The organism is Chitinophagaceae bacterium, from assembly GCA_016699815.1.
Lineage (GTDB): Bacteria > Bacteroidota > Bacteroidia > Chitinophagales > Chitinophagaceae > Ferruginibacter.
Genome location: CP065012.1, coordinates 71,204 through 93,060 on the forward strand (window position 1 = coordinate 71,204; position 21,857 = coordinate 93,060).

Below are 21,857 nucleotides of genomic sequence, written 5' to 3' on the forward strand. Positions count from 1 at the left end.
AGGCTTTGCAGCCAGTAAACCATTGTAATATTCCAGTTAATCCAGTTAAATTTGCTCCCTTACATAAAAATTAGAAACCTGTGAAGTTAAAGAGTTTAGAAATCAAAGGATTTAAGAGTTTTGCCGATAAAACCGTTCTGAATTTTGATGAAGGTATTACCGGCGTAATTGGCCCAAACGGATGCGGAAAAAGTAATATTATAGACAGTATTCGCTGGGTAATTGGCGAGCATAAAATAAGTAACCTGCGTAGTGAAAACCTGGAAAGCCTTGTTTTTAATGGCAGCAAAACCCGTAGCGCCAGCGGCCTTGCAGAAGTGAGCCTCACTTTTGAAAACACCAAAAATTTATTGCCTACCGAGTTTAATACCGTTACCGTTACCCGTAAATATTACAAAAGCGGCGAAAGCGAATACCGCCTTAATGATGTTACCTGCAGGTTAAAAGATATCCATAATTTATTTATGGATACCGGTGTGAGTAACGATAGCTATGCCATTATAGAGTTGGGAATGGTAGATGATATTATTAAAGATAAAGAGAACAGCCGCCGTAAAATGCTGGAACAAGCTGCCGGCATTACCATTTATAAAACCCGTAAAAAAGAAGCAAAATTAAAACTGGATGCTACAGAGCAGGACCTTGCCCGTATTGAAGACCTGCTTTTTGAAATAAACAACCAGTTAAAAAGCCTCGAAAGCCAGGCGAGAAAAGCAGAAAAATATTACGAAATAAAAAAAGAATATAAGGAAGTAAGCATAGAGCTGGCAAAAGCGGCATTAGAAGGGTTTAATTTAACTTATAAAGACCTTAACCAGCAGCAACAGCATGAGGTAGATAAAAGAATTGAACTGGAAACCGCCATAGCCAAAGAAGAAGCATCCCTTGAACAGGAAAAACTCAGCCTTGTAGAAAGAGAAAAACTGTTGCAGCAAATGCAGCATGACTATAATGACCTGCTGGATAAAGTACGCAATAAGGAAAGTGAAAAAAACCTTACCGCACAACGCCTGCAATATTTAACTGAAAGGAAAACCGGCCTCGATGAGTTTTTGCAAAAAGCAGGCGGCCAGCTTAAAGGCATTGATGAAAGCATCGGCTTTACACAAACACAGGTTACCGATGAAGAAAAAAAACTGGCTGAGCTGGAAGCAACATTGGAAGGGCTTAAAGCAACAGTAGAAGAAAAAAGAAAAATATTTGACGAAAGGCGCATGGGAATTGATACCCTGAGGCGAGAAAATGAAGCCATACAAAGAAACCAGTTTACCGCTGAGAAAAAAGTAGCCGTAGCAGATGTATCTATTCAAAACCTGCAAAATACCATTGCCCATATTGACCAGGAAAAACAACAAAGGCACGCTCAATTAGCGCAACTGCAGCAAGAGCATAAAGAAAAAGAAACCGCCACTGAAGAAAAAAAATTGGTATTGCAAGGCCTTAAACAACAGCAGGAAAATACCAAACTGCAAATATTAAATACACAGGGCGAAGTAGAAACCCTTAGGGTAAACCTTGCTGCAGAAAGCCGTAAATTGGATGCCAAAGCAAATGAACACGACCTGCTGAAAAGCCTCGTAGATTCCATGGAAGGTTACCCGGAAAGTGTAAAGTTTCTGCATCAAAATAACCAGTGGAACCATGAAGCTCCACTGCTTTCCGATATTATCTATGTAAAAGAAGATTATAGAGTAGCTGTAGAAAGCCTGCTGGAGCCTTATTTAAATTATTATATTGTAAACAACCTTCATGAAGGCCTTACTGCCATTCGCCTTTTGGATGAAAATAAAAAAGGCAAGGCCAACTTTTTTGTGCTGGATAAAGTTGCGGAACAACCCTTGCAAAACCAGCCACAACATACTATCCCGGCTTTAAGCGTAGTGGAAATTGATGCAAAGTATGCATCACTAATGCAAAACCTTTTGGGCAATGTATTTATAGCGGAAACAGAAGATGCGCTCACCAATGATACTGACGGTATAGTGCTGGAAAAATCAGGCAAATATGTAAAAGGCAAATTTTCAATAACCGGTGGGAGCGTAGGTTTATTTGAAGGTAAAAAAATTGGCCGTGCAAAAAACCTGGAGAAACTACAGCAGGAAATTACCAGCCAGTCTGCTATTGTAGAAGTTGTAAAAGCAAGCATCCAGCAAAAACATGATGAAGTACTGGCATTTAATAGCCAATTGCAGGAAGCCGATATACGCCAGGCAGAGCAGGACCTCAATAAACTGGTGAATGAAGTTTTTGCCTTGCAAAACAAAATTGAAAACCTGCAACATCAGGATGCAAATGCCAAAACCAGGGTAGAGGAACTTAATAAGCAATTAGAAGAAACCAAACAGTCAATTGAAAGCACAAGGCAGGAACTGCAGGCATTTATTAACCAAATGCAGGAACGCTCACAAAAAATGTTGATGATAGAGCAGGATTATACACAGGCAGAACAGGAGTACAATTCGGTGAGCAACGTTTACAACGAAAGCAACCTGCAGGTTACCCGGCAGCATAGCAAAGTAGTATCGCTAAAGCAGGAGTTGGAATTTAAAACCAACCAACTAAACGAACTGAACCAACAGGTGCAAAGCAGTAACGAGCACTTAAAAGAAGCTGTAGTCAATTTGCAAACCACAACAGTTCAACTTTTTGAATTGGAAAAGATGGTGGTGGAAATGTTTCATGGCAAAGATGCAGAAGAAAAAAAATTGAATGAAGCCGACCAGCAATACCATAACCTGCGCAGTATTTTACAACAAAAAGAAAGTGAATTAAAGGTAAAACACCGCTCCAAAGAAGGTATAGATCATTTGCTGAATGAAATAAAAGATAAACTTACCGATTTAAAATTGCAACTGGCAGGCATTAAAGAGCGCCTGAGTGTAGAATTTAAAGTAGAACTGGATAATATAATTGACGAACCCCGAACCACAGAAACAGCCCTTGAAGAACTAAAAGAAAAATGTGAAAAATTAAAAAAACGCATTGAGAACATAGGAGAAGTGAACCCTACTGCCATTGAAGCCTATACAGAAATGAAAAAAAGATACGAGTTCATATCTGAACAAAGAGGCGACCTTGTAACAGCCAAAGACAGTTTGCTGCTCACCATACAGGAAGTAGAAGCTACCGCAAACCAGCAGTTTCTCAACACCTTTAACCAGGTGAGAGAAAATTTTCAAAAAGTATTTAAAGCATTGTTTACAGAAGAAGATACGGCAGATATGGTACTATCGGACCCTGAAAACCTTGCCGAAACCGGTATTGACATTGTGGCTAAGCCCAAAGGGAAGCGGCCCAGCAGCATTGGCCAGTTAAGCGGTGGTGAAAAAACACTTACGGCAACTGCATTATTATTTGCAATTTACCTTATTAAACCAGCGCCGTTTTGTATTTTAGATGAAGTAGATGCGCCATTGGATGATGCCAACGTGGGCAAGTTTACCAACATGATTAAGCAGTTTAGCGAAAACTCACAGTTTATTATTGTAACGCATAATAAACAAACGATGAACGCTGTGGATGTAATTTATGGAGTTACCATGCAGGAGGCAGGCGTAAGTAAATTAGTTCCGGTAGATTTCAGGAATTTAAATTAAGAATATTTTTTTTGATAACATTAAGATACATGGCAACATGTATCTTTTTTTGTTACATCTACAAAAACTAAAATAACATTTTCAACACATTTGTTTCATAAAAATCAGCTATATTAGAGGATTGATCAGTAGAGAAATATATGACAGATTTGTTTCAGTTTTCGTATGAAGTTTTTGCATCTGCCGATGAATTAAATGAGCAGGATTTACAATTGGTAAAAGCAGCAAGAGAAGCCACAAATACAGCTTATGCTCCCTACAGCAATTTTTGGGTAGGTGCAGCAGCACTTTTGCAAAACGGAAAAATAGTAACCGGCAGCAACCAGGAGAACGCATCCTATCCTGTAGGTACTTGTGCAGAACGAGTATTGCTGGGCACCGCTGCCGTAGCATATCCTAAAACGGGCATTAAAATACTTGCGGTAACCTATCATAATATCAAAGGAAGCAGCACTAAACCCATATCTCCATGTGGTATGTGCCGGCAGGCTTTAACAGAATTTGAAAGTTATACGCAATCCACCATTCGTATCATTTTAACCGGAATGGAAGGCAAGGTATATGTACTGGATTCAGTAAGTAATTTACTGCCCTTATCGTTCAGTAATGAAGATATGAAATAGGGCTATTGTTTTTGCTTATTATCCTTAACCTATTATTTTATCTAACCAAAGAAAAATTATAACCATGAAACTTATAAGCATTCTTATTGCTTTATGCTCATATTACATTTGCCCGGCACAGGGCATATTTAATAAAGTAAAAAAATCGGTAAATAAAGATAGTAGCCAAAGCATTTTCAGCAATGTAAAAAATGCGGTAAGTGGCAATAGTGGCAGCAGCTTAAGTAACGATGATGTAATTAAAGGATTAAAAGAAGCATTAACCATCGGTACCGAAAACAGCGCAAAACTTTTGCATAATACCGATGGCTTTTTGGGCAACGCAGCCATTAAAATCCTAATGCCTGAAGAAGGGAAAAAGGCAGAACAAGTATTGCATAAAATGGGAATGGGCAAGCTTGCCAATAAAGTGATCCTCTCATTGAACAGGGCGGCAGAAGATGCCGCAGGTGGTATTACCACTATATTTTGGGATGCCATAAAAGGCATGACGCTTACTGATGGGTTAACCATTCTTAAAGGCAACGATGATGCAGCAACCCAATTTTTAAAAAAGGCAACTTCAGCGCAACTTACCGAAAAAATGAAGCCGGTAATCAACCAATCTTTGTCAAAAGTAAATGCAACCAAATATTGGGATGAGTTTTCAAAAGCTGCCAATACTTTTAAAAAAGCACCACAAAATACAAACCTGGCAGATTATGTTACCGAAAAAGCGCTTGACGGAATTTTTTATACTATAGCTCAGGAAGAGAAAAAAATTAGGAAAGACCCGGCTGCACAGGTGAGTGATTTACTCAAAAAAGTTTTTGGAGGCAAGCAATAGCAAACCTGAAAGAAATACGGGAGATAGACAAAGGATAATTAGGAAAATTATCTACTTAACATAATATTAATTATAGGGATTTGGCTAATTAATATTAACTATATTCTTGCTAATCAGTTCTTTTACGGCATCGTACAACCGGTCAAGGTCGTGCTGGCAATTAAAAGCTTGTATAGAATATCGTAAAAATTTTTTATCTCCGAGTTGCATTATTGGCACCTGTATTTTGTATTCTTTAAAAAATAAATCATGTAATTGAAGGGTATTTTCGGTTATAATTTCAACGCTGAACATTTGGGCAATAAATTCATCGGTAAGCGGCGCCAAGGGTTTTGTATGTAATAAATCACAAAATCGGCTGGCATTTTGCTTTACCAAATCCCTGCATTGCCTGCTTACTTCGGGCCAGTTGTATTTTTGCATAAAGGCAATAGCATCAGGAATGGTTAAAAAAGCTGAAAAATCCCTGGTGCCCTGCATTTCGTGGTAATCTAAAAAACGGGAATGAGATGGCGCTATGGCATCGTAGCCCCAACTTATCAATAATGGGTCCATCAAATTTTGTAGTTCTTTACACACATAAAGAAAAGATGAACCTTTGGGAGTCATCATCCATTTATGGCAGGCTCCGGTGTATATATCTGCACCTAGCGCAGCTAAGTCAAGCTGAATATGGCCAGGTGCATGTGCGCCGTCAATAAATACAGGTATATTTTTTTTTCGGGCAAGTGCACAAATTTCTTCTACCGGCAACTTAAGCGCCGTAGCGCTGGTTATATGGCTCAAAAAAATGAGCCGGGTTTTATTATTGATACCCGCTGACAATTGAGTAATAAAATCTTGCCTTGATTGTAATGGTAACTGAATGGCGCATTGTTTATAAGTTGCGCCTTTTTGTTTGCAATAATATTTCCATGCCCGGTCGCAGGCGCCATACTCCAGGTTGGTTGTTAGCACTTCATCACCCGGTTGCAATGGAAAACTTTTGGCAATAATATTTACGCCGTAACTCGGGTTGGTTACATAAACCACATCATCTGCATGGCAATTTATAAATTTTGCCAAAGCTTCCCTTGCTTGTTTTAAATAAGCGAGCCCTTTTTCCATCATAAAATGCAGTGGTTCCTCCTCCATTTCCAACTGGTATTGCTGGTAGCGCTCAAACACAGGCCTGGCGCAGGCGCCAAAAGAACCAAAATTTAAAAAACTAATATCCTTTCGTAATAAAAATTTATTTTTTAAAAGAAATAAATCCATAAAAAAAATTATTCTGCAGGTTTGTGCCGGTAAAAGCTGTTAATAAATTGCAATACCTGGTCTTCAAATTTTTGGCCTTCGTAAAATAAAAAATGGTGCTTTATAGGCAATACATAAATAGGATAATTGCCCAGCTCTTTTTTAAATTTTTTAAGCCTCACGCCATCTTTTTCCGTGGTAAAAATTACTTTCCCATTGCCGGGCAAGGCTTCAAATTTTTTGCAAATATTTACCAGGTCGTCTAAATCAAAAATATGATGGTCGGCAAAACGCAGCATTTCAATATTGCAAACCTGTTTTTTTAAAAAACTTTCCAAATACATGGTTTTGGCAATGCCCGTTACCAGTAATGCAGGTGAGTTGTAATTTATGTTTCCGGTGGCTTTGGTAAACAAGTGATAAGGTATACCATAAACAGTTTCAGAAAAATAGATGCATTGGTTTTCACCTGCTGAAAGGTCGTTGATGATCTCCTTCTTTTCTTCTTTGCTTAAATCTGTTTTGCATTTTGTTACAATTAAAATTTGTGCCCTTTTAGCTGCAGAGCGTATATCCCTTAAGTTTCCGGCAGGCAACAATAAGTCTTTTGAAAAAAGGTTTCGGTAATCGGTAAGTAAAATATTAAGTCCTGCATTTACCTGCCGGTGTTGAAAAGCATCGTCGAGCAGTATCACTTCAGTATCCGGCCTGTCGTGCAATAATTGCGGTATTGCCACAAGCCGCTCTTCGCCTACTGCTACGGTAATATCTTTATATTTTTCATGAAACTGCATGGGTTCGTCGCCAATTTCAATAGCCGTTGAATTTTCGTTGGCAATGGCAAAGCCCGAGGTTTTTCGCTTGTAGCCACGGCTCAGCGTAGCTACTTTATAATGCCCTTTCAGCATGTCTACCAGGTATTCCGTCATAGGGGTTTTACCGGTGCCGCCGGTAGCAAGGTTGCCAATACAAATTACCGGGAAGTTAAAGGATGAGCTTTTTAAAATATTTTTATCATACAACCAATGCCGTATTTTCAAAATAAATCCATACACAAGCGATATGGGGAATAAAATAGTTTTAATTTTTTTCACCTGTCTTTATTTCTGTATAAAGATAGAAAATATGGTGGTGCCGTAATTTCGTTCTGTTGCATAACCTTTAAATTTTTTGTACTCGTTTCTGGGTGTATGCTCCAAAACAAACCATCCATTTTTTTTGAGTAACTGGTATTCAAAAACAAGTTTGGGCAAATTATCAATATTAGTTAACGCATAAGGCGGCCCGGCAAAAATAAAATCAAAACTTTCGTTGCATGTTTTCATGAACTTAAAAACATCAGCTTTTATTACCGTAAAATTTTCCAGTTGCAACCCTGCTGCCGTTTTTTTAATAAACTCATACATGCTGCTGTCTTTTTCTACAATGGTAACCTGTGCTGCTCCCCTGCTGTGCAATTCATAACTTATGCTACCGGTGCCCCCAAATAAATCGAGTGTTTGCAGCAACTCAAAATTTAAATTATTTTGAAGGATGTTGAACAAGCCTTCTTTTGCTATATCTGTTGTGGGCCTGGTATGCGGCATTTTGGCCGGTGGGTTAATTCTTCTGCCTCCCAGGCTGCCGCTGATTATTCGCATAATGCAGGAATAATTAAATGTGCAAAAAAATGTGGCGGGTGTTGTTTTATTTCTTCACTTAAGCTTATTGCTTCCGGCAATGAAGCCATTTCTACATTTAAAAAATAATTATAAATTTCTTTATACAAATTTGAGTTTTGTTCTATTAGGCCATACAATACAAGGCTTACCGATGCTGGCGAAACATCATACTGTGCACAAACATTCAGGAGGCAATAGAGCATATCTGCAGCGGTGCCATAAGCATAATATTGCAGCAATTGCAATTTGCCGTTTTTGTAAAAAAGTACTTTAATTTGCCGGTTGTACACAATACAATGCAGCGTATCTGCCCTTTGGGCAAATAACTGTAATTGCAATGAACCCGAATGGCAATATTTTGCATGTGGAAAAAATTTATTCAAAGCCAGCACCATTGGGTTTAGTGCCCGGTAAACATTCATTATTTGTTTTTCCTCGATTTCATCGGTTAAAATTTGCGTATTTACCGTATTGCCATATATTAAATTGAGGTAATCTTCATTGGCATACCCATCATAATATTGTATGGGAATAAGCGTGGCTTCATTTACATTGTACAGTATGGTTACCGTACCTGCTTTTTTAATGAAATGGCTGTTGTTGTTAAGAATATTTTCTATGGAACTGATGGCGTCTATTTCGGGCTGTACATTATAAGTTAATTCATAAAGCAGGGCGCCGGATACTGTTTTGCTTTCTTTATCGTAAAAAAGCAAGGAGAAATCCTCGTTTCCTGCTTCTAGTAACAAGTCACATTTATCGCCATTGGGAAAAATATTAAAAATTGTTTTCACAAATAAAATTTTAAACAGGCAAATTAAGATATTTTCGTGGGTTTATGGCTGCAGCAGTATCTTCTATACCTAATTTAAAAGTGGAGTTTAGCAACCGGCAAATTTTGAATATTGCTTTGCCTATTACTGTTTCTATGCTTATTCCACAGTTGAATATGCTCACCAACTCTGTGTTTCTTGGCCATTTAAGTACAGAGGCTTTGGGCAATGCAGGAATTACTGCTGTTTTTTATTTGGTATTTGCCGTTGCCGGAAATGGGCTTACCAATGCTTTACAATCAGTTTTTTCCCGGTATGCCGGACAGGATATGAGCGATTTTTTCAAAACTATTTTTTCGCAGGGTTTGCGCCTCGCTTTGATTTTTGCAGTATTGGCTATTTTGTTTACCTGGTTAATTGCACCATACATCATGCAAAATATAGCCGATGAACGAGCCTACCCTATTGAAATGGATTTTTTACGTATAAGGATTTTGGGGCTACCTTTTTTATATGTATTTCAATTATGCAATGCTTTTATGGTAGCATCGCTCAATAGCCGTTACCTGTTAATTGGTTTTGGCATTGAAGCCATTATAAACATTGTATTGGATTATGTGTTGATTTTTGGAAAAGCAGGCTTCCCTGCTATGGGCTTTAACGGTGCTGCATGGGCATCTGTAATTTCAGAAATTGTTGCCATGGCTACCGCAATATTGGTTTTGTATTTTACCCGGTTAAAGCAAACGTATAATTTGTTTCACAACTTAAAGTTCGATGCGCTTATCAATAAGGAAGTATTGAAGGTTTCTGCGCCCCTGGTGCTACAATATTTTATAAGCCTTACCACATGGCTGGTATTTTTTCTTTTAATAGAAAAACATGGTGAAATGGCTAAAGCCATTAGTAATACCATGAGAAATATTTTTGGCATCACCGGTATGTTTGTATGGTCTTTTGCGGCTACCAGCAATAATATGGTGAGTAATTTAATTGGCCAGAATAAACAAAACCTTGTATTGCCGGCAGTAGTGAGGATTATGTGCTGGAGCCTGGGTGTTTGTATCGTAATAAGTGTTTTGCTCAATATTTTTCCCTATACATTTTTTAGCTTATTTGGCCAGGGCGCCGGGTTTGTGAAAGAAGGTATCCCTGTAATAAGGGTGGTAACCCTCGATATGATTTTTATGAGTATTGCCGGGGTTTGGTTGAATAGTGTTACCGGCACCGGAAAAACCAGGGTAAACCTTGCCATAGAAGTTGCAGCCATATTTTTTTACATCATTTTTACCTGGTATTTTATGCATGTAAATTATGTATCGCTTGCTGTGGCATGGTTAAATGAAATGGTTTACTGGACGGTGGTTTTTGTGCTGGCATTTATTTATATGAAAAGAGGTGCATGGAAGCATACTAAAGCTTAAAAATATCCCTTCCATTATATGTTAAACCTGCTTTAATTTCACTTAACTTTAGTAATAAATATTAAAAAACATGGGTGCCATATTAATTGCAGATAGTGGAAGTACAAAAGCAGAATGGTGTTTATTGGATGGGAATAAAAAGAAACGGGTTATTACCACCGGTTTAAGCCCTTATTTTGTTTCGGGGCAGCAAATGCAGCAGGTTTTTAAAGAGGTTTTGTATCCCAAAATAAGCCAGCAATTGCCCGATGAAATATTTTTTTATGGTGCAGGATGCAGCAACCCCCAAAATTTAAAAACAATAAAAGCTGCATTAAAATCAGTGTTTACAAAATCTGCTATTTCTGTTGACCATGATTTAATTGGCGCTTCCAGGGCGCTTTGCGGCCATAAAAAAGGCATAGCCTGCATTTTGGGTACGGGCTCCAATTCATGTTTTTATAATGGAAAAAAAATTGTAAAAAACAGCCCGGGCCTGGGATATGTTTTGGGAGATGAAGGAAGTGGCGCTTACCTGGGAAAAAAAGTAGTGCAATATTTTTTATACAATACTTTTGAGCCCGATTTAATGGACCGCTTTAATGCAAAATATCATTTATCTGCATCGGAAATTTTGGATTCTGTTTATAAGCAACCCCTGCCCAACCGTTACCTTGCCGGATTTTGTATGTTCCTTTCCGAAAACCGTGGGCATTATATGATTGAAAATATTATTGAAGACGGCTTCAACGACTTTTTCTTTAACCATATTTATAAATACAGAGAAAGCTGGACCCTGCCCATAAACTTTACCGGCAGCGTAGCCTATGCTTTTAAAGATGTAATAAAAGATTTATGCAATGCTTATGAATTACAATTGGGGAAAGTAATAAAAGCGCCAATGGAAGGCCTGGTTAATTATCATAAGGGTATATTATGACCGATTTTCAAAAAATAACCGAAGCCGATTCTCTTTACCGTCATTTAGAAAAAATGAAAGTAAAGGAGATTTTAGAAAGTATAAATAAAGAAGACCGCAAAGTACCGCAAATTGTTCAGGCTGCAATTCCACAAATTGAAGCCCTGGTTATGGTAATTGCTGATAAAATGCTTGCCGGCGGAAGGCTTTTTTATATAGGTGCAGGTACCAGCGGAAGATTGGGTATTGTAGATGCAAGTGAATGTACGCCAACTTTTGGTGTGGAACCAGGATTGGTGATTGCCATTATTGCCGGTGGCGATAAAGCCATAACTCATGCTGTAGAATTTGCAGAAGACAATACCGGACAAGGCTGGCAGGATTTGCTGCTTCACCAGGTAAATAGTAAAGATGTGGTATTGGGGCTTTCAGCCGGTGGTACAACTCCTTATGTGATTGCTGCGTTGCAAAAATGCCAGCAAAATAATATCAGCACGGCAAGTATATGCTGCAATTCCAATGCACATTTAAGCAAAGTTTCCGACTATCCTATTGAAGTTGTTACCGGCCCAGAATTTATTACCGGAAGTACCCGAATGAAAAGCGGTACCGCACAAAAACTGATACTCAATATGATTTCGACCAGCATAATGATTATTTTGGGAAGAGTTGCAGACAATAAAATGGTGAACATGCAGCTTACCAACAAAAAACTGATAGACCGTGGCGTAAAAATACTAATGGATACCCTAAAAATTGGCCACTATGAAACTGCAAAAAACCTTTTGATACAGCACGGTAGCGTAAGCAAGGCAATAGAAAGCTACCGTCCATAAAAAATTATTGTATTTTCTTTAAAATAGTATTAAATTGAACTTTCAATCAATCGGCTAACCGGCAATTATAAATGCCATTAGCGATACTGCGTTTTTAAAAACTTAAAAACTTAACAGATGAAAAGTAAAATTTTACTCACCTCCGCTTTACTGGGTTTTGGAATGGCCACAATTGCCCAAAATGCCAGCCGTACTTTTGCCATTACCGGCAACAGTGCAAATGATTTTGCCTGGATGAATATCCGTCAGGTAGATTTAAATAATGGCGTGGTTACCAAAACCATTTTTGAAAAAAACAAAACTGCATTTACCATCACCAATGTAGAAACAAAGCAGGTTTTGGATAAATCTGCTGTTTTAAACGGAAATATTTACGCTCCATCTGTTTATCCTACCGCTACTTTTGTTGCAGCAGCTGCTTATGATAAAAGAAGTAACAGGCTTTATTATATTCCCATGCGTATGAACGAGCTCCGCTGGGTGGACTTAAATGAAAAAGGCGAAACGGTAAAATTTTACAACATGCAAAGCCCGCTTTTGTTTGCCGAAAAAGGTGCTGACGAAAGCCGCAACGTTACCCGTATGGTAATAGCAGCCGATGGCAATGGTTATGCTATTACTAACGATGGCAACCACCTTTATCAATTCACCACAGGTAAAAAACCGGTTATTACCGATTTAGGAACCCTTATTGATGCAGAATCAAATAAAGGAATTTCCATACATAATAAATGTACCAGCTGGGGTGGAGATATGGTGGCCGATGCATTTGGAAAATTATATGTAATTACAGCAGGCAGAAACATTTTTGTAGTGGATATAGATACCCGTATTGCTACATTTAAAGGACAAATTAACAACCTGCCAGCAAATTTTACAGCCAATGGCGCAGCAGTAAACGATAATGGAGATATTGTAATTATCAGCGCCAATGTATTTACAGGGTATTATACTGTTAATCTCAAAACGCTTGCAGCTACATTGGTTCCGGGTTCCGATTTAATGTACAATTCATCTGACCTTGCCAATAGCAACCTGTTATTTCAAAAAGAAGCCGATGTTGCCAAGCAATTTGGTTCGGCAACCGATATACGCACCGAAACTTTAAGCGGAACAAAAGTTGCACCCAACCCTGTTACCGGATCTTCATTTAAAATTTTATTTGACGGGGATTATAACGGTGCCTTTACGGTAATCATTTCAGATATTGCCGGAAGAAATATACAATCCACACAAATTTCTTTGGCAAAAGGGCAGCAATATCAAAATATCAATATACGCAATAAACCGGTAGCGGGCACTTACCTGGTAAAGGTTATTAATGATGCTGGCAAAACCATTCTCACCGATAAACTGATTATTCAATAAGTTCATATACGTTGTTTGGGTTAATAAGTGAAAGAGGCTGAAATTTCAGCCTCTTTCTTTATGCCATTTTTTGCACTACAGTTCCCTCGTTGATATATTAATATTTTAATTTCTTTTATTCTTTGATAAATTATTAAAGATGTTGACAGGAATCATGTTTGTCAAAGTTTCAAATATGTAACTTTGCTATAAATTTTTGATATTTAGTGCAGGACATTGAGCCATATTACAACTGGCGCCATTTGTACACAGCAGAAGAAGATAAGCGCTCCCCTTTTTATGGAAGGCAATACAGCGAGTTTGAATATTCCCTTACCCTGTATAATTATTATATCCATCCGCAATGGGACGACTTTGGCAGCCGCACACTTTATATGAAATTGTTGTACGCAGATTACGATCAGCAATTTGCCATTTTGGAATTATTGGGCGAGTGGAATGATGCCATAGAAAATGATATTATGACTTTAAGAAGAGAAGTAACCGATAATTTATTTGCCCAGCATATTAAAAAATTTATTCTCATAGCTGAGAATGTACTCAATTTTCATAGCAGCGACGACAGCTATTACGAAGAATGGCGTGAGCAAATAAGTGATGAAGCAGGCTGGATAACCCTGTTAAATATGCCGGGCCAAAGCAAAGATGAATTTATACGCAGCAGGTTAAATAATTTTATTGAAATGATGGAAATTGAACAGTGGCGCACATTAACCCCAGAACATTTGTACCAGGAAGTGGACAATAAAATAAGCAACAGGCTCAGTTGAAATATTGGCGTACAGTAAATTATATTTTAAATTTCTATAGCAGAGCCTTAAATTTGCTTAACATTCTTTTACCATATTCTCACTACTATGACCTGGAAACAGTTCTTCACCTCCTCAATCGGCAAAAAATTAATAATGGGTTTCACCGGCCTTTTTTTAATCATTTTCTTAGTGGTCCACGCAGGTATCAATGCTTGTATTTTTTTAAATGATGAGGGCAAAACCTTTGATACTGTTGCCCATTTTATGAGCCGCAACTGGATATTGCGCTTTTTGGAGCTTGGCCTTTTTGCGGGTTTAATTTTGCATATAATCCAGGGTATTCTTTTGCTAAGGCAAAATAATGCAGCAAGGCCCATAGGTTATGCTGTAAACAAAAACCCAAAATCTACATGGTACAGCAAAAGCATGGGCTTATTGGGTGTTTTAATTTTATTGTTCCTTGTTATGCACCTCTCCCATTTTTGGCTGGGTACCAAAGAAGAACTATATGGCAACCGGGAAGCCCAAAGCCTCTATGGCGAAATGAAAATTGTTTTCAGCAATGGCTATATTGTTGCACTTTATCTTGTTGGATTATTTGCCTTACTATGGCATTTAATGCATGGTTTCCAAAGTGCGTTTCATACCCTGGGGCTCAACCGTAAAAAATATACACCTATAATAAATGCTTTGGGCGTCGGGTATTCTATCCTAATAGTGGCTTTATTTGCCCTAATGCCTTTGGCTGTTTATTTCAAATGGATAAATTAATTTTTTTAAGTAAAGAATAATTGTAAAATTTTTTTGTATGGCTTTAGATGCTAAGATACCAGAAGGTAAAATGAACGAAAAGTGGGAAGACTATAAAGGTCATGTGAAGTTGGTAAACCCTGCTAATAAACGTAAACTCGAAGTAATTGTAATTGGTACAGGGCTTGCCGGCGCTTCAGCCGCAGCCTCTCTTGGAGAAATGGGCTATAAAGTAAAAACATTTTGCTTTCAGGATAGCCCAAGGCGGGCACACAGTATTGCGGCACAGGGAGGTATTAATGCAGCAAAAAATTATCAAAATGATGGCGACTCCGTTTTCCGGTTGTTTTATGATACGGTAAAGGGAGGCGATTACAGGTCAAGAGAAGCAAACGTACACAGGCTTGCAGAAGTGAGCGCTAATATTATTGACCAGTGTGTAGCACAAGGTGTGCCATTTGCAAGGGAATATGGTGGATTGCTCAGCAACCGTTCTTTTGGCGGTACGCAGGTACAAAGAACTTTTTATGCAGCCGGCCAAACTGGTCAGCAACTTTTACTTGGCGCTTATAGTGCATTAGAAAGGCAAATAGCATTGGGAAACGTTACCCAATACTCCCGGCACGAAATGCTGGATATGGTTGTAATAGATGGTAAAGCAAGGGGAATTATTGCAAGAGACCTGGTTTCAGGAAAATTAGAACGGCATTTTGGACATGCCGTATTATTATGCTCCGGTGGATATGGAAATGTATTCTATTTAAGCACAAATGCCATGGGCAGCAATGTTACTGCTGCATGGAAAGCCCATAAAAAAGGCGCCTATTTTGCCAATCCATGTTTTACACAAATACATCCCACCTGTATACCACTTAGCGGCGACCACCAAAGCAAACTTACTTTGATGAGTGAAAGCTTACGTAATGATGGTCGTATTTGGGTACCCAAAAAAATGGATGATAACCGAAAGCCCTTAAATATACCAGAAGATGAAAGAGATTATTACCTGGAAAGAAGATACCCTGCTTTTGGTAACCTGGTTCCTAGAGATGTTGCTTCAAGAGCTGCTAAAGAAAGATGCGATGCCGGTTACGGGGTTGGTACTACCAAAATGGCCGTTTACCTTGATTTTGCCGATGCCATTAAGCGCTATGGAAAAATTGAAGCGGGTAAAACTGGCAATCACAACCCTTCTGTTGATGAAACAATAGTATTAGGTAAAAAAATAGTTGAAGAAAAATACGGCAACCTCTTTGAAATGTATGAAAAAATTACTGGGGAAAACCCTTATGAAACACCTATGAGGATTTATCCTGCCGTGCATTATACCATGGGCGGCCTTTGGGTAGATTATGAATTAATGACAACCGTTCCCGGGTTATACGCTTTAGGCGAAGCCAATTTTAGCGACCATGGCGCAAACAGGCTGGGCGCATCCGCATTAATGCAGGGCCTTGCCGATGGCTATTTTGTAATTCCCTACACTTTGGGCAATTATCTTGCCGATGAAATACGTACTACATCAATACCCACAACAAATGAAGCCTTTGTACAAACCGAAAAAGAAGTAAGTGACAGGATACAAACTTTAATGAATATTAAAGGAACCGAATCTGTTGAAAGTTTCCATAAACGACTCGGTAAAATTATGTGGAATAAATGTGGTATGGCAAGAAACGAACAAAGTTTAAAAGAAGCCATTGTAGAAATAAGAGAGTTGCGGGCAGAGTTTTGGAAAAATGTACGCATACCCGGTGAAGTAAACGAAATGAACCCCGAACTGGATAAAGCAGGCAGGGTTGCAGATTTTCTTGAACTTGGTGAACTGATGTGCATGGATGCATTGGATAGAAAGGAAAGTTGTGGCGGCCATTACCGTGAAGAAAGCCATACCGAAGACGGCGAAGCTAAAAGGGATGATGAGCATTTTAGTTTTGTTTCGGCCTGGCAAATGACAAGCGAATGCCAATGGGCATTAAATAAAGAACCATTGACTTTTGACATTGTAAAACCAACACAGAGAAGTTATAAATAGTTGGTTAGTTATTTAGTTTAATAGTTTGTTTAGAAAATGGATAATTGCTTACGAAGCTATATTCAATACGCATTTGTCATAACAATGTTTATGCCTGCCGGGTGTAAAACAGTAAAGAATAATTCTGTAAATGCCCATAAAACCAATGAGGAAAAGTATTTTTTAAATTTGGAAAAAACAACAGGTGAAAACAGGATAGTGTTTATTGTATTTGATATGGAATGCACAGATAGTGTAAATGAAGAATACAGGTTTATAAAAAAAACTGTTCGATATGCAGCCGGAAGAATAAAAACAAGCGTTCAATTACCAGGTGATTTTGAATATGGTTTTCTAGTTGCAGAAATTAAAGACGGTAAAAATTTGCTTCAGCAAAGCTATAAAATACAGGATCCATTAAATAGTGTTTATGAAACAAGTGATGAAAAAACCGGAGAAATGCAAAAGCATATTGTACATAAAAAACAGGCAGAACTTGTATTGCGCTTTAATGTTAATGAAGAGTCTAAATATCTGTATTTGTCAAAAAAAGGGGTATCTGGCGTAAACCAAATTTTTTATGCAGAATTATAAAACGCAATTAAAAAAAGGCTTACTGGTTTGGATAGCCTTATTATTTATTGACATTAGCAATGCCCAGGTTTTTAGTGTGGATACATTGATGCGCAACGGAGAAAGGAACAACCGTGTTAACCTGGTATATTTATCGGATGGATATACAGCAGCCGAAATTACCAATTATATAGGCAATGCAACAGCTATTAATAATGCATTGTTTTTACAAACGCCATTTGCCCAGTACAAAAATTTCTTTAATGTCTATGCCATTAAAGTACCTTCTGCCCAATCGGGTGCGGTACATCCCGGAACGGCATCTGATGAAAGCTCATCCGGCGGCCAGCCTGTTGCCAACCCTACAATATATTTCAACAGTACTTTCGATTATTTTTCTATACACCGTTTACTTGTTCCTCAAAATGCAGGGTTAGTGTATAGTGTTTTAGCCAGTAATTTACCCGATTTTGACCAGGCATTTATTATCGTTAACTCTCCGTATTATGGCGGCTCTGGTGGCAATTTTGCCACTTCATCTGTGCACAGCAGTGCTGCCGAAATTGCCATACACGAAATTGGCCATTCTTTTGCCAACCTTGCAGATGAATATTGGGCAGGAGATTTTTATGCAGCCGAAAGGCATAATATGACGCAAAACACAAACCCTGCTACTGTTCGCTGGGCCAATTGGTATGGGTTAAACAATATTGGTATTTATGCTCATGGAAGCAGCGGTACTGCTGCAGTTTGGTTTAGGCCACACCAGCAATGTAAAATGCGCTACCTTGGTTATCCTTTTTGCTCAGTTTGTATTGAAAGGTTTATAGATAAGGTACATCTTATTACCAATATGGCCGATAATTACAGCCCATCTTCCAGTTCTTTTGTACTTAGTAATTACAACCCTGTAAATTTTTCAGTAGCCCACATTCAAACCATACCTTCTACTATTTCCATCAACTGGTATTTAAATGGGAGTAGCACGCCATTTGCCAGCGGAGTTGATAATGTTTCCATCCCTTACGCAAACTGGATTGTTGGCAATAATACAGTAAGGGCAGAGTTGATAGATAATACGACGCTTTCAAAGCTTTATCTGCCAGCCATAGGATATATTGAAAACATAAACTGGGCGGTAAACAACCCTGTTGCACTTCCTGTAAAATTATTGAGCTTTGCTGGCAATGTAAATGCACGCAACCAGGGAAATTTGTATTGGCAAATAGAATCTGTGGATGATTTGCAAAAATTTGAATTGGAAAAAAGTAAGGACGGCATTGTATTTAATAAAATTGCTTCGCTTTACAAAAATGGCAGTACCAAAAGTTTTTCTTTTACAGATGACGACTTATTGAACCCTGAAAGTTATTACCGCCTGAAAATTTTCAATACCAATCAATCCTATTTTTACAGTGGTATTGTGCTGCTAAAAAATGCATTAGAAAAATTTGATTACAAGGTTTACCAGCAACCCGGTTCGCACCAATACAGGCTTTGTTGCAATATAAATGTTGCCCAGCCCGTTAAAATGGTAATAAGTGATGCAAGCGGAAGGCAATTGGTTAAAAAAGATTTTGGAAATGTAAACGCACAGTTGAATGAACGGATTGATTTATCAAAGTACCCATCAGGTACTTATTTTATGCAACTATTTATTGGCACCGGGCAATACAGCATTAAGTTAATAGCAAATTAAAAAAATATTTTTTCAGACTATAGAATTATAAATATGGAACACTACAATATGGACCTTACACTTAAAGTATGGAAACAAAAAAACAGTGATGCTAAAGGCAGTTTTGAAAACTTCCAGGTAAAAAACATTTCATCTGAAATGAGTTTTTTGGAAATGTTTGATGTGCTCAATGAGCAATTGATTGCCGAAGGCAAAGAGCCCATTGCATTTGACCACGATTGCCGGGAAGGCATTTGCGGCGCCTGCAGCATGTATATTGATGGCCAGCCACACGGGCCCTGGGAAAAAAATACTACCTGCCAGTTGCACATGCGTGCCTTTAAAAATGGGGATACCATTGTTGTGGAACCCTGGCGTAGCAAGGCTTTTCCCGTAATTAAAGATTTAATGGTAGACCGTACTGCTTTTGACCGCATTATTCAGGCAGGCGGATATATTTCCGTAAATACCGGCAATGCCGTAGATGCCAACTCAATACCTGTAGATAAAAAAAATGCCGATGATGCCTTTAATGCTGCTGCATGTATTGGCTGCGGCGCCTGCGTGGCAACCTGTAAAAATAGTAGCGCAATGTTGTTTGTAAGCGCTAAAGTTTCACAACTGGCATTGTTGCCGCAAGGTGAACCCGAACGCAAAACCAGGGTTTTAAATATGGTTGCACAAATGGATAAAGAAGGCTTTGGCAATTGCACCAACACTTATGCCTGCGAAGCAGAATGCCCTAAAGGCATTTCTGTATTAAATATTGCCCGTATGAACAGGGAATACCTTATTTCCGGCCTAACCACAGAGTAGTAAAAAATATTGTTTGCATTTTATTTTCCTTTCCTTTTTGGAAAGGATTTTTTTTGCCTTCACATCCGCCTTTTCGGTTTACTTTTGCAAAAGATGAAACAACTCTCTGCGCTTAATAAATACTTTTGGAAATACAAATGGCTATTATTATTAGGTATATTGTTCATCCTGCTCTCTAATTATTTTAGGATACTTACACCGCAATTTACCGGTTATATCCTCAATAAAGTAGTGGCCATGTTGCGCAATACTGGCGCTACTGCTGGTACAAACGATAATTACAACTGGATAGTAATAGATGTAATCAATTGGTTTAATGCACTATCTTTTGCACAAAGCATTTTATTTACTGGCATCATGTTGATATTGCTTGCTTTAATTAGCGGTTTTTTTATGTTTTTAATGAGGCAAACTTTAATTGTAATGAGCAGGCATATTGAGTTTGACCAAAAAAACGATATCTATGCACATTACCAGCAAATGGATGCTGGCTTTTATAAGCAACATGCCACCGGCGACCTTATGAACAGAATTTCGGAAGATGTAAGCAGGGTACGCATGTACACGGGCCCGGCTATTATGTATTTTATAAACCTGATTGCGGTAATAGGCTTTAGCATTTTTTTTATGCTTAAAGCAGATACAAAACTTACAATGTATGCACTTTTTCCCCTTCCACTCCTGGCTTTTATTATTTATTTTGTGAATAGCATCATAGATAAAAAAAGCGAAAAAATACAATCTTCATTGAGCAACCTTACTACCGATGCCCAGGAATCTTTTTCCGGCATAAGGGTAATAAAATCTTATGTGCAGGAAAAAGCCATGTTGCAGTTTTTTACTGCCAATAGCGTACAATACAAGAAAAATGCATTAAGCCTTGCCAAAACAGAAGCAATTTATTTTCCGGGAATTGCCCTGCTTATTGGCTTAAGTACGTTAATAACCATAATGGTGGGAACATTGGATGTGGTAAATAATGTAAATGGTGCAACTGTGGGTAAAATTGCAGAGTTTGTAATGTATATCCAAATGCTTGCTTTTCCGGTGAGCGCCATAGGATGGACGGCCAGTATAACCCAACGGGCTGCAGCTTCTCAAAAAAGGATCAATGAATTTTTGGATTTTAAAACGGCAATTAAAGATGGGGCCGGGGCAGCACCGGTATCTATTAAAGGAAATATCCACATAAACGATATTTCGTTTACCTATGCCCAAACCGGCATTAAGGCAATTGACCATTTTTCTTTAACGGTAAAAGAAGGCGAAAAAATTGCAATTGTTGGCAGAACAGGATCTGGGAAAAGCACACTGGCTCACCTGCTGCTAAGGGTTTACGATGTAAATAAAGGGAGCATTCAATACGAAGGAACCGATGTACGGGATATTAGCCTGGCTTCCCTGCGAACCCAAGCTGGCTATGTACCGCAGGAAGTTTTTTTATTTAGCGATACCATAAAAAATAATATACGGTTTGCCAATGCCGGCGCAAGTGATGAGGAGGTGTACCAGGCTGCAAGGCAGGCAAGTATTTTTAATGATATAGCCAGTTTTCATCTTAAATTTGAAACCCTTGTTGGGGAACGGGGCGTAACTTTAAGCGGCGGACAAAAGCAACGCATTTCTATTGCCCGTGCTTTGCTCAAAAAACCAGAGTTGGTAATTTTAGACGACTGCTTAAGCGCTGTGGATACCGCAACGGAAAAAGAAATTTTGGGAAATTTATACGGCTACCTGCAAAACCGTACCGCCATAATTATTACCCACAGAATTTTTTCCCTTTTTCAATTTGATAAAATAATTGTAATGGAAAACGGAAAAATTGCCGAAACAGGGAACCATAAAGAGTTGATGAATTTAAACGGTATTTATGCCGAAATGTATCGTAATCAGCAAGTAAAAGAAGATGAAAAACCTGCAAATAATGTTGAAAACCTATCGTAATAGCCAATTCATAAATTTTGCTATTAAAAAAACAATTTTATCTTTGCCGGGTTCAAAAAATAGCATTTTATTCATTTAAAAGTAAAAAA

The 21,857-nt window shown here is 38.3% G+C and carries 18 protein-coding genes; 14 read left to right on the forward strand and 4 right to left on the reverse strand.

Annotated elements, in window-relative coordinates; all coding sequences use genetic code 11:
- Positions 1–80 precede the first annotated feature (80 nt).
- The 3 genes from smc to IPO46_00365 all read left to right on the forward strand — a co-directional run bounded on the left by smc (position 81) and on the right by IPO46_00365 (position 5,045).
- Positions 81–3,596 carry a chromosome segregation protein SMC gene (smc, locus tag IPO46_00355; protein ID QQS63105.1) on the forward strand — a complete coding sequence of 1,172 codons (3,516 nt, stop codon included), beginning with the start codon at positions 81–83 and terminating at the stop codon, positions 3,594–3,596.
- Positions 3,597–3,736: 140 nt separating this feature from the next.
- Complete coding sequence (cdd, locus tag IPO46_00360) at positions 3,737–4,219, forward strand: cytidine deaminase (GenBank protein ID QQS63106.1); 483 nt, start codon at positions 3,737–3,739, stop codon at positions 4,217–4,219.
- A gap of 64 nt (positions 4,220–4,283) precedes the next feature.
- Positions 4,284–5,045 carry a DUF4197 domain-containing protein gene (locus IPO46_00365; protein QQS63107.1) on the forward strand — a complete coding sequence of 254 codons (762 nt, stop codon included), beginning with the start codon at positions 4,284–4,286 and terminating at the stop codon, positions 5,043–5,045.
- 84 nt (positions 5,046–5,129) lie between these two features.
- Here the strand turns inward: IPO46_00365 and IPO46_00370 are convergent, their stop codons facing one another.
- Genes IPO46_00370 through IPO46_00385 form a run of 4 tightly spaced genes read right to left on the reverse strand, consistent with a single transcriptional unit; the run spans position 5,130 to position 8,736 of the window.
- Positions 5,130–6,302, reverse strand: a complete 1,173-nt coding sequence (locus IPO46_00370) for an aminotransferase class V-fold PLP-dependent enzyme (protein QQS63108.1) — start codon at positions 6,300–6,302, stop codon at positions 5,130–5,132.
- 8 nt (positions 6,303–6,310) lie between these two features.
- Positions 6,311–7,375 carry a tetraacyldisaccharide 4'-kinase gene (gene lpxK / locus IPO46_00375; protein QQS63109.1) on the reverse strand — a complete coding sequence of 355 codons (1,065 nt, stop codon included), beginning with the start codon at positions 7,373–7,375 and terminating at the stop codon, positions 6,311–6,313.
- A 6-nt stretch (positions 7,376–7,381) separates the two neighbouring features.
- Positions 7,382–7,921, reverse strand: coding sequence for an RsmD family RNA methyltransferase (locus IPO46_00380; GenBank protein ID QQS63110.1), 540 nt, complete (start codon positions 7,919–7,921; stop codon positions 7,382–7,384).
- Positions 7,912–8,736, reverse strand: coding sequence for a DUF3822 family protein (locus IPO46_00385; GenBank protein QQS63111.1), 825 nt, complete (start codon positions 8,734–8,736; stop codon positions 7,912–7,914). The genes IPO46_00380 and IPO46_00385 overlap by 10 nt, the downstream gene beginning before the upstream one ends.
- Positions 8,737–8,780: 44 nt before the next feature.
- On the opposite strand from IPO46_00385, the gene IPO46_00390 reads away from it, so the two are divergent.
- The 11 genes from IPO46_00390 (at position 8,781) to IPO46_00440 (ending at position 21,768) form a co-directional block, all read left to right on the forward strand.
- Positions 8,781–10,139, forward strand: a complete 1,359-nt coding sequence (locus tag IPO46_00390; protein ID QQS63112.1) for an MATE family efflux transporter — start codon at positions 8,781–8,783, stop codon at positions 10,137–10,139.
- Between the two features lie 70 nt (positions 10,140–10,209).
- Complete coding sequence (locus IPO46_00395; GenBank protein ID QQS63113.1) at positions 10,210–11,058, forward strand: N-acetylglucosamine kinase; 849 nt, start codon at positions 10,210–10,212, stop codon at positions 11,056–11,058.
- A complete protein-coding gene (locus IPO46_00400; GenBank protein QQS63114.1) occupies positions 11,055–11,873 on the forward strand; it encodes an N-acetylmuramic acid 6-phosphate etherase in 819 nt (272 codons plus the stop codon). The genes IPO46_00395 and IPO46_00400 overlap by 4 nt, the downstream gene beginning before the upstream one ends.
- A gap of 117 nt (positions 11,874–11,990) precedes the next feature.
- The gene (locus IPO46_00405; protein ID QQS63115.1) at positions 11,991–13,241 is read left to right on the forward strand and encodes a T9SS type A sorting domain-containing protein; all 1,251 of its coding nucleotides are present in this window, start codon (positions 11,991–11,993) and stop codon (positions 13,239–13,241) included.
- A 206-nt stretch (positions 13,242–13,447) separates the two neighbouring features.
- Positions 13,448–14,011 (forward strand): hypothetical protein, encoded by a 564-nt coding sequence (locus IPO46_00410; GenBank protein QQS63116.1) that lies wholly within the window; start codon positions 13,448–13,450, stop codon positions 14,009–14,011.
- A gap of 87 nt (positions 14,012–14,098) precedes the next feature.
- Positions 14,099–14,764: a succinate dehydrogenase cytochrome b subunit gene (locus IPO46_00415; protein ID QQS63117.1), complete on the forward strand. Its 666-nt coding sequence runs from the start codon at positions 14,099–14,101 to the stop codon at positions 14,762–14,764.
- 37 nt (positions 14,765–14,801) lie between these two features.
- Entirely contained in the window at positions 14,802–16,778 is a 1,977-nt protein-coding gene (locus IPO46_00420; protein QQS63118.1) for a fumarate reductase/succinate dehydrogenase flavoprotein subunit, read from the forward strand.
- A gap of 90 nt (positions 16,779–16,868) precedes the next feature.
- Complete coding sequence (locus tag IPO46_00425) at positions 16,869–17,351, forward strand: hypothetical protein (protein QQS63119.1); 483 nt, start codon at positions 16,869–16,871, stop codon at positions 17,349–17,351.
- A complete protein-coding gene (locus IPO46_00430) occupies positions 17,338–19,029 on the forward strand; it encodes a T9SS type A sorting domain-containing protein (protein ID QQS63120.1) in 1,692 nt (563 codons plus the stop codon). Before IPO46_00425 ends, IPO46_00430 begins: the two co-directional genes overlap by 14 nt.
- 33 nt (positions 19,030–19,062) lie before the next feature.
- On the forward strand, positions 19,063–19,824 hold the full coding sequence (locus IPO46_00435; GenBank protein QQS63121.1) for a succinate dehydrogenase/fumarate reductase iron-sulfur subunit: 762 nt from the start codon (positions 19,063–19,065) through the stop codon (positions 19,822–19,824).
- 93 nt (positions 19,825–19,917) lie between these two features.
- Entirely contained in the window at positions 19,918–21,768 is a 1,851-nt protein-coding gene (locus tag IPO46_00440; protein ID QQS63122.1) for an ABC transporter ATP-binding protein, read from the forward strand.
- The last annotated feature ends 89 nt before the right edge of the window (positions 21,769–21,857 follow it).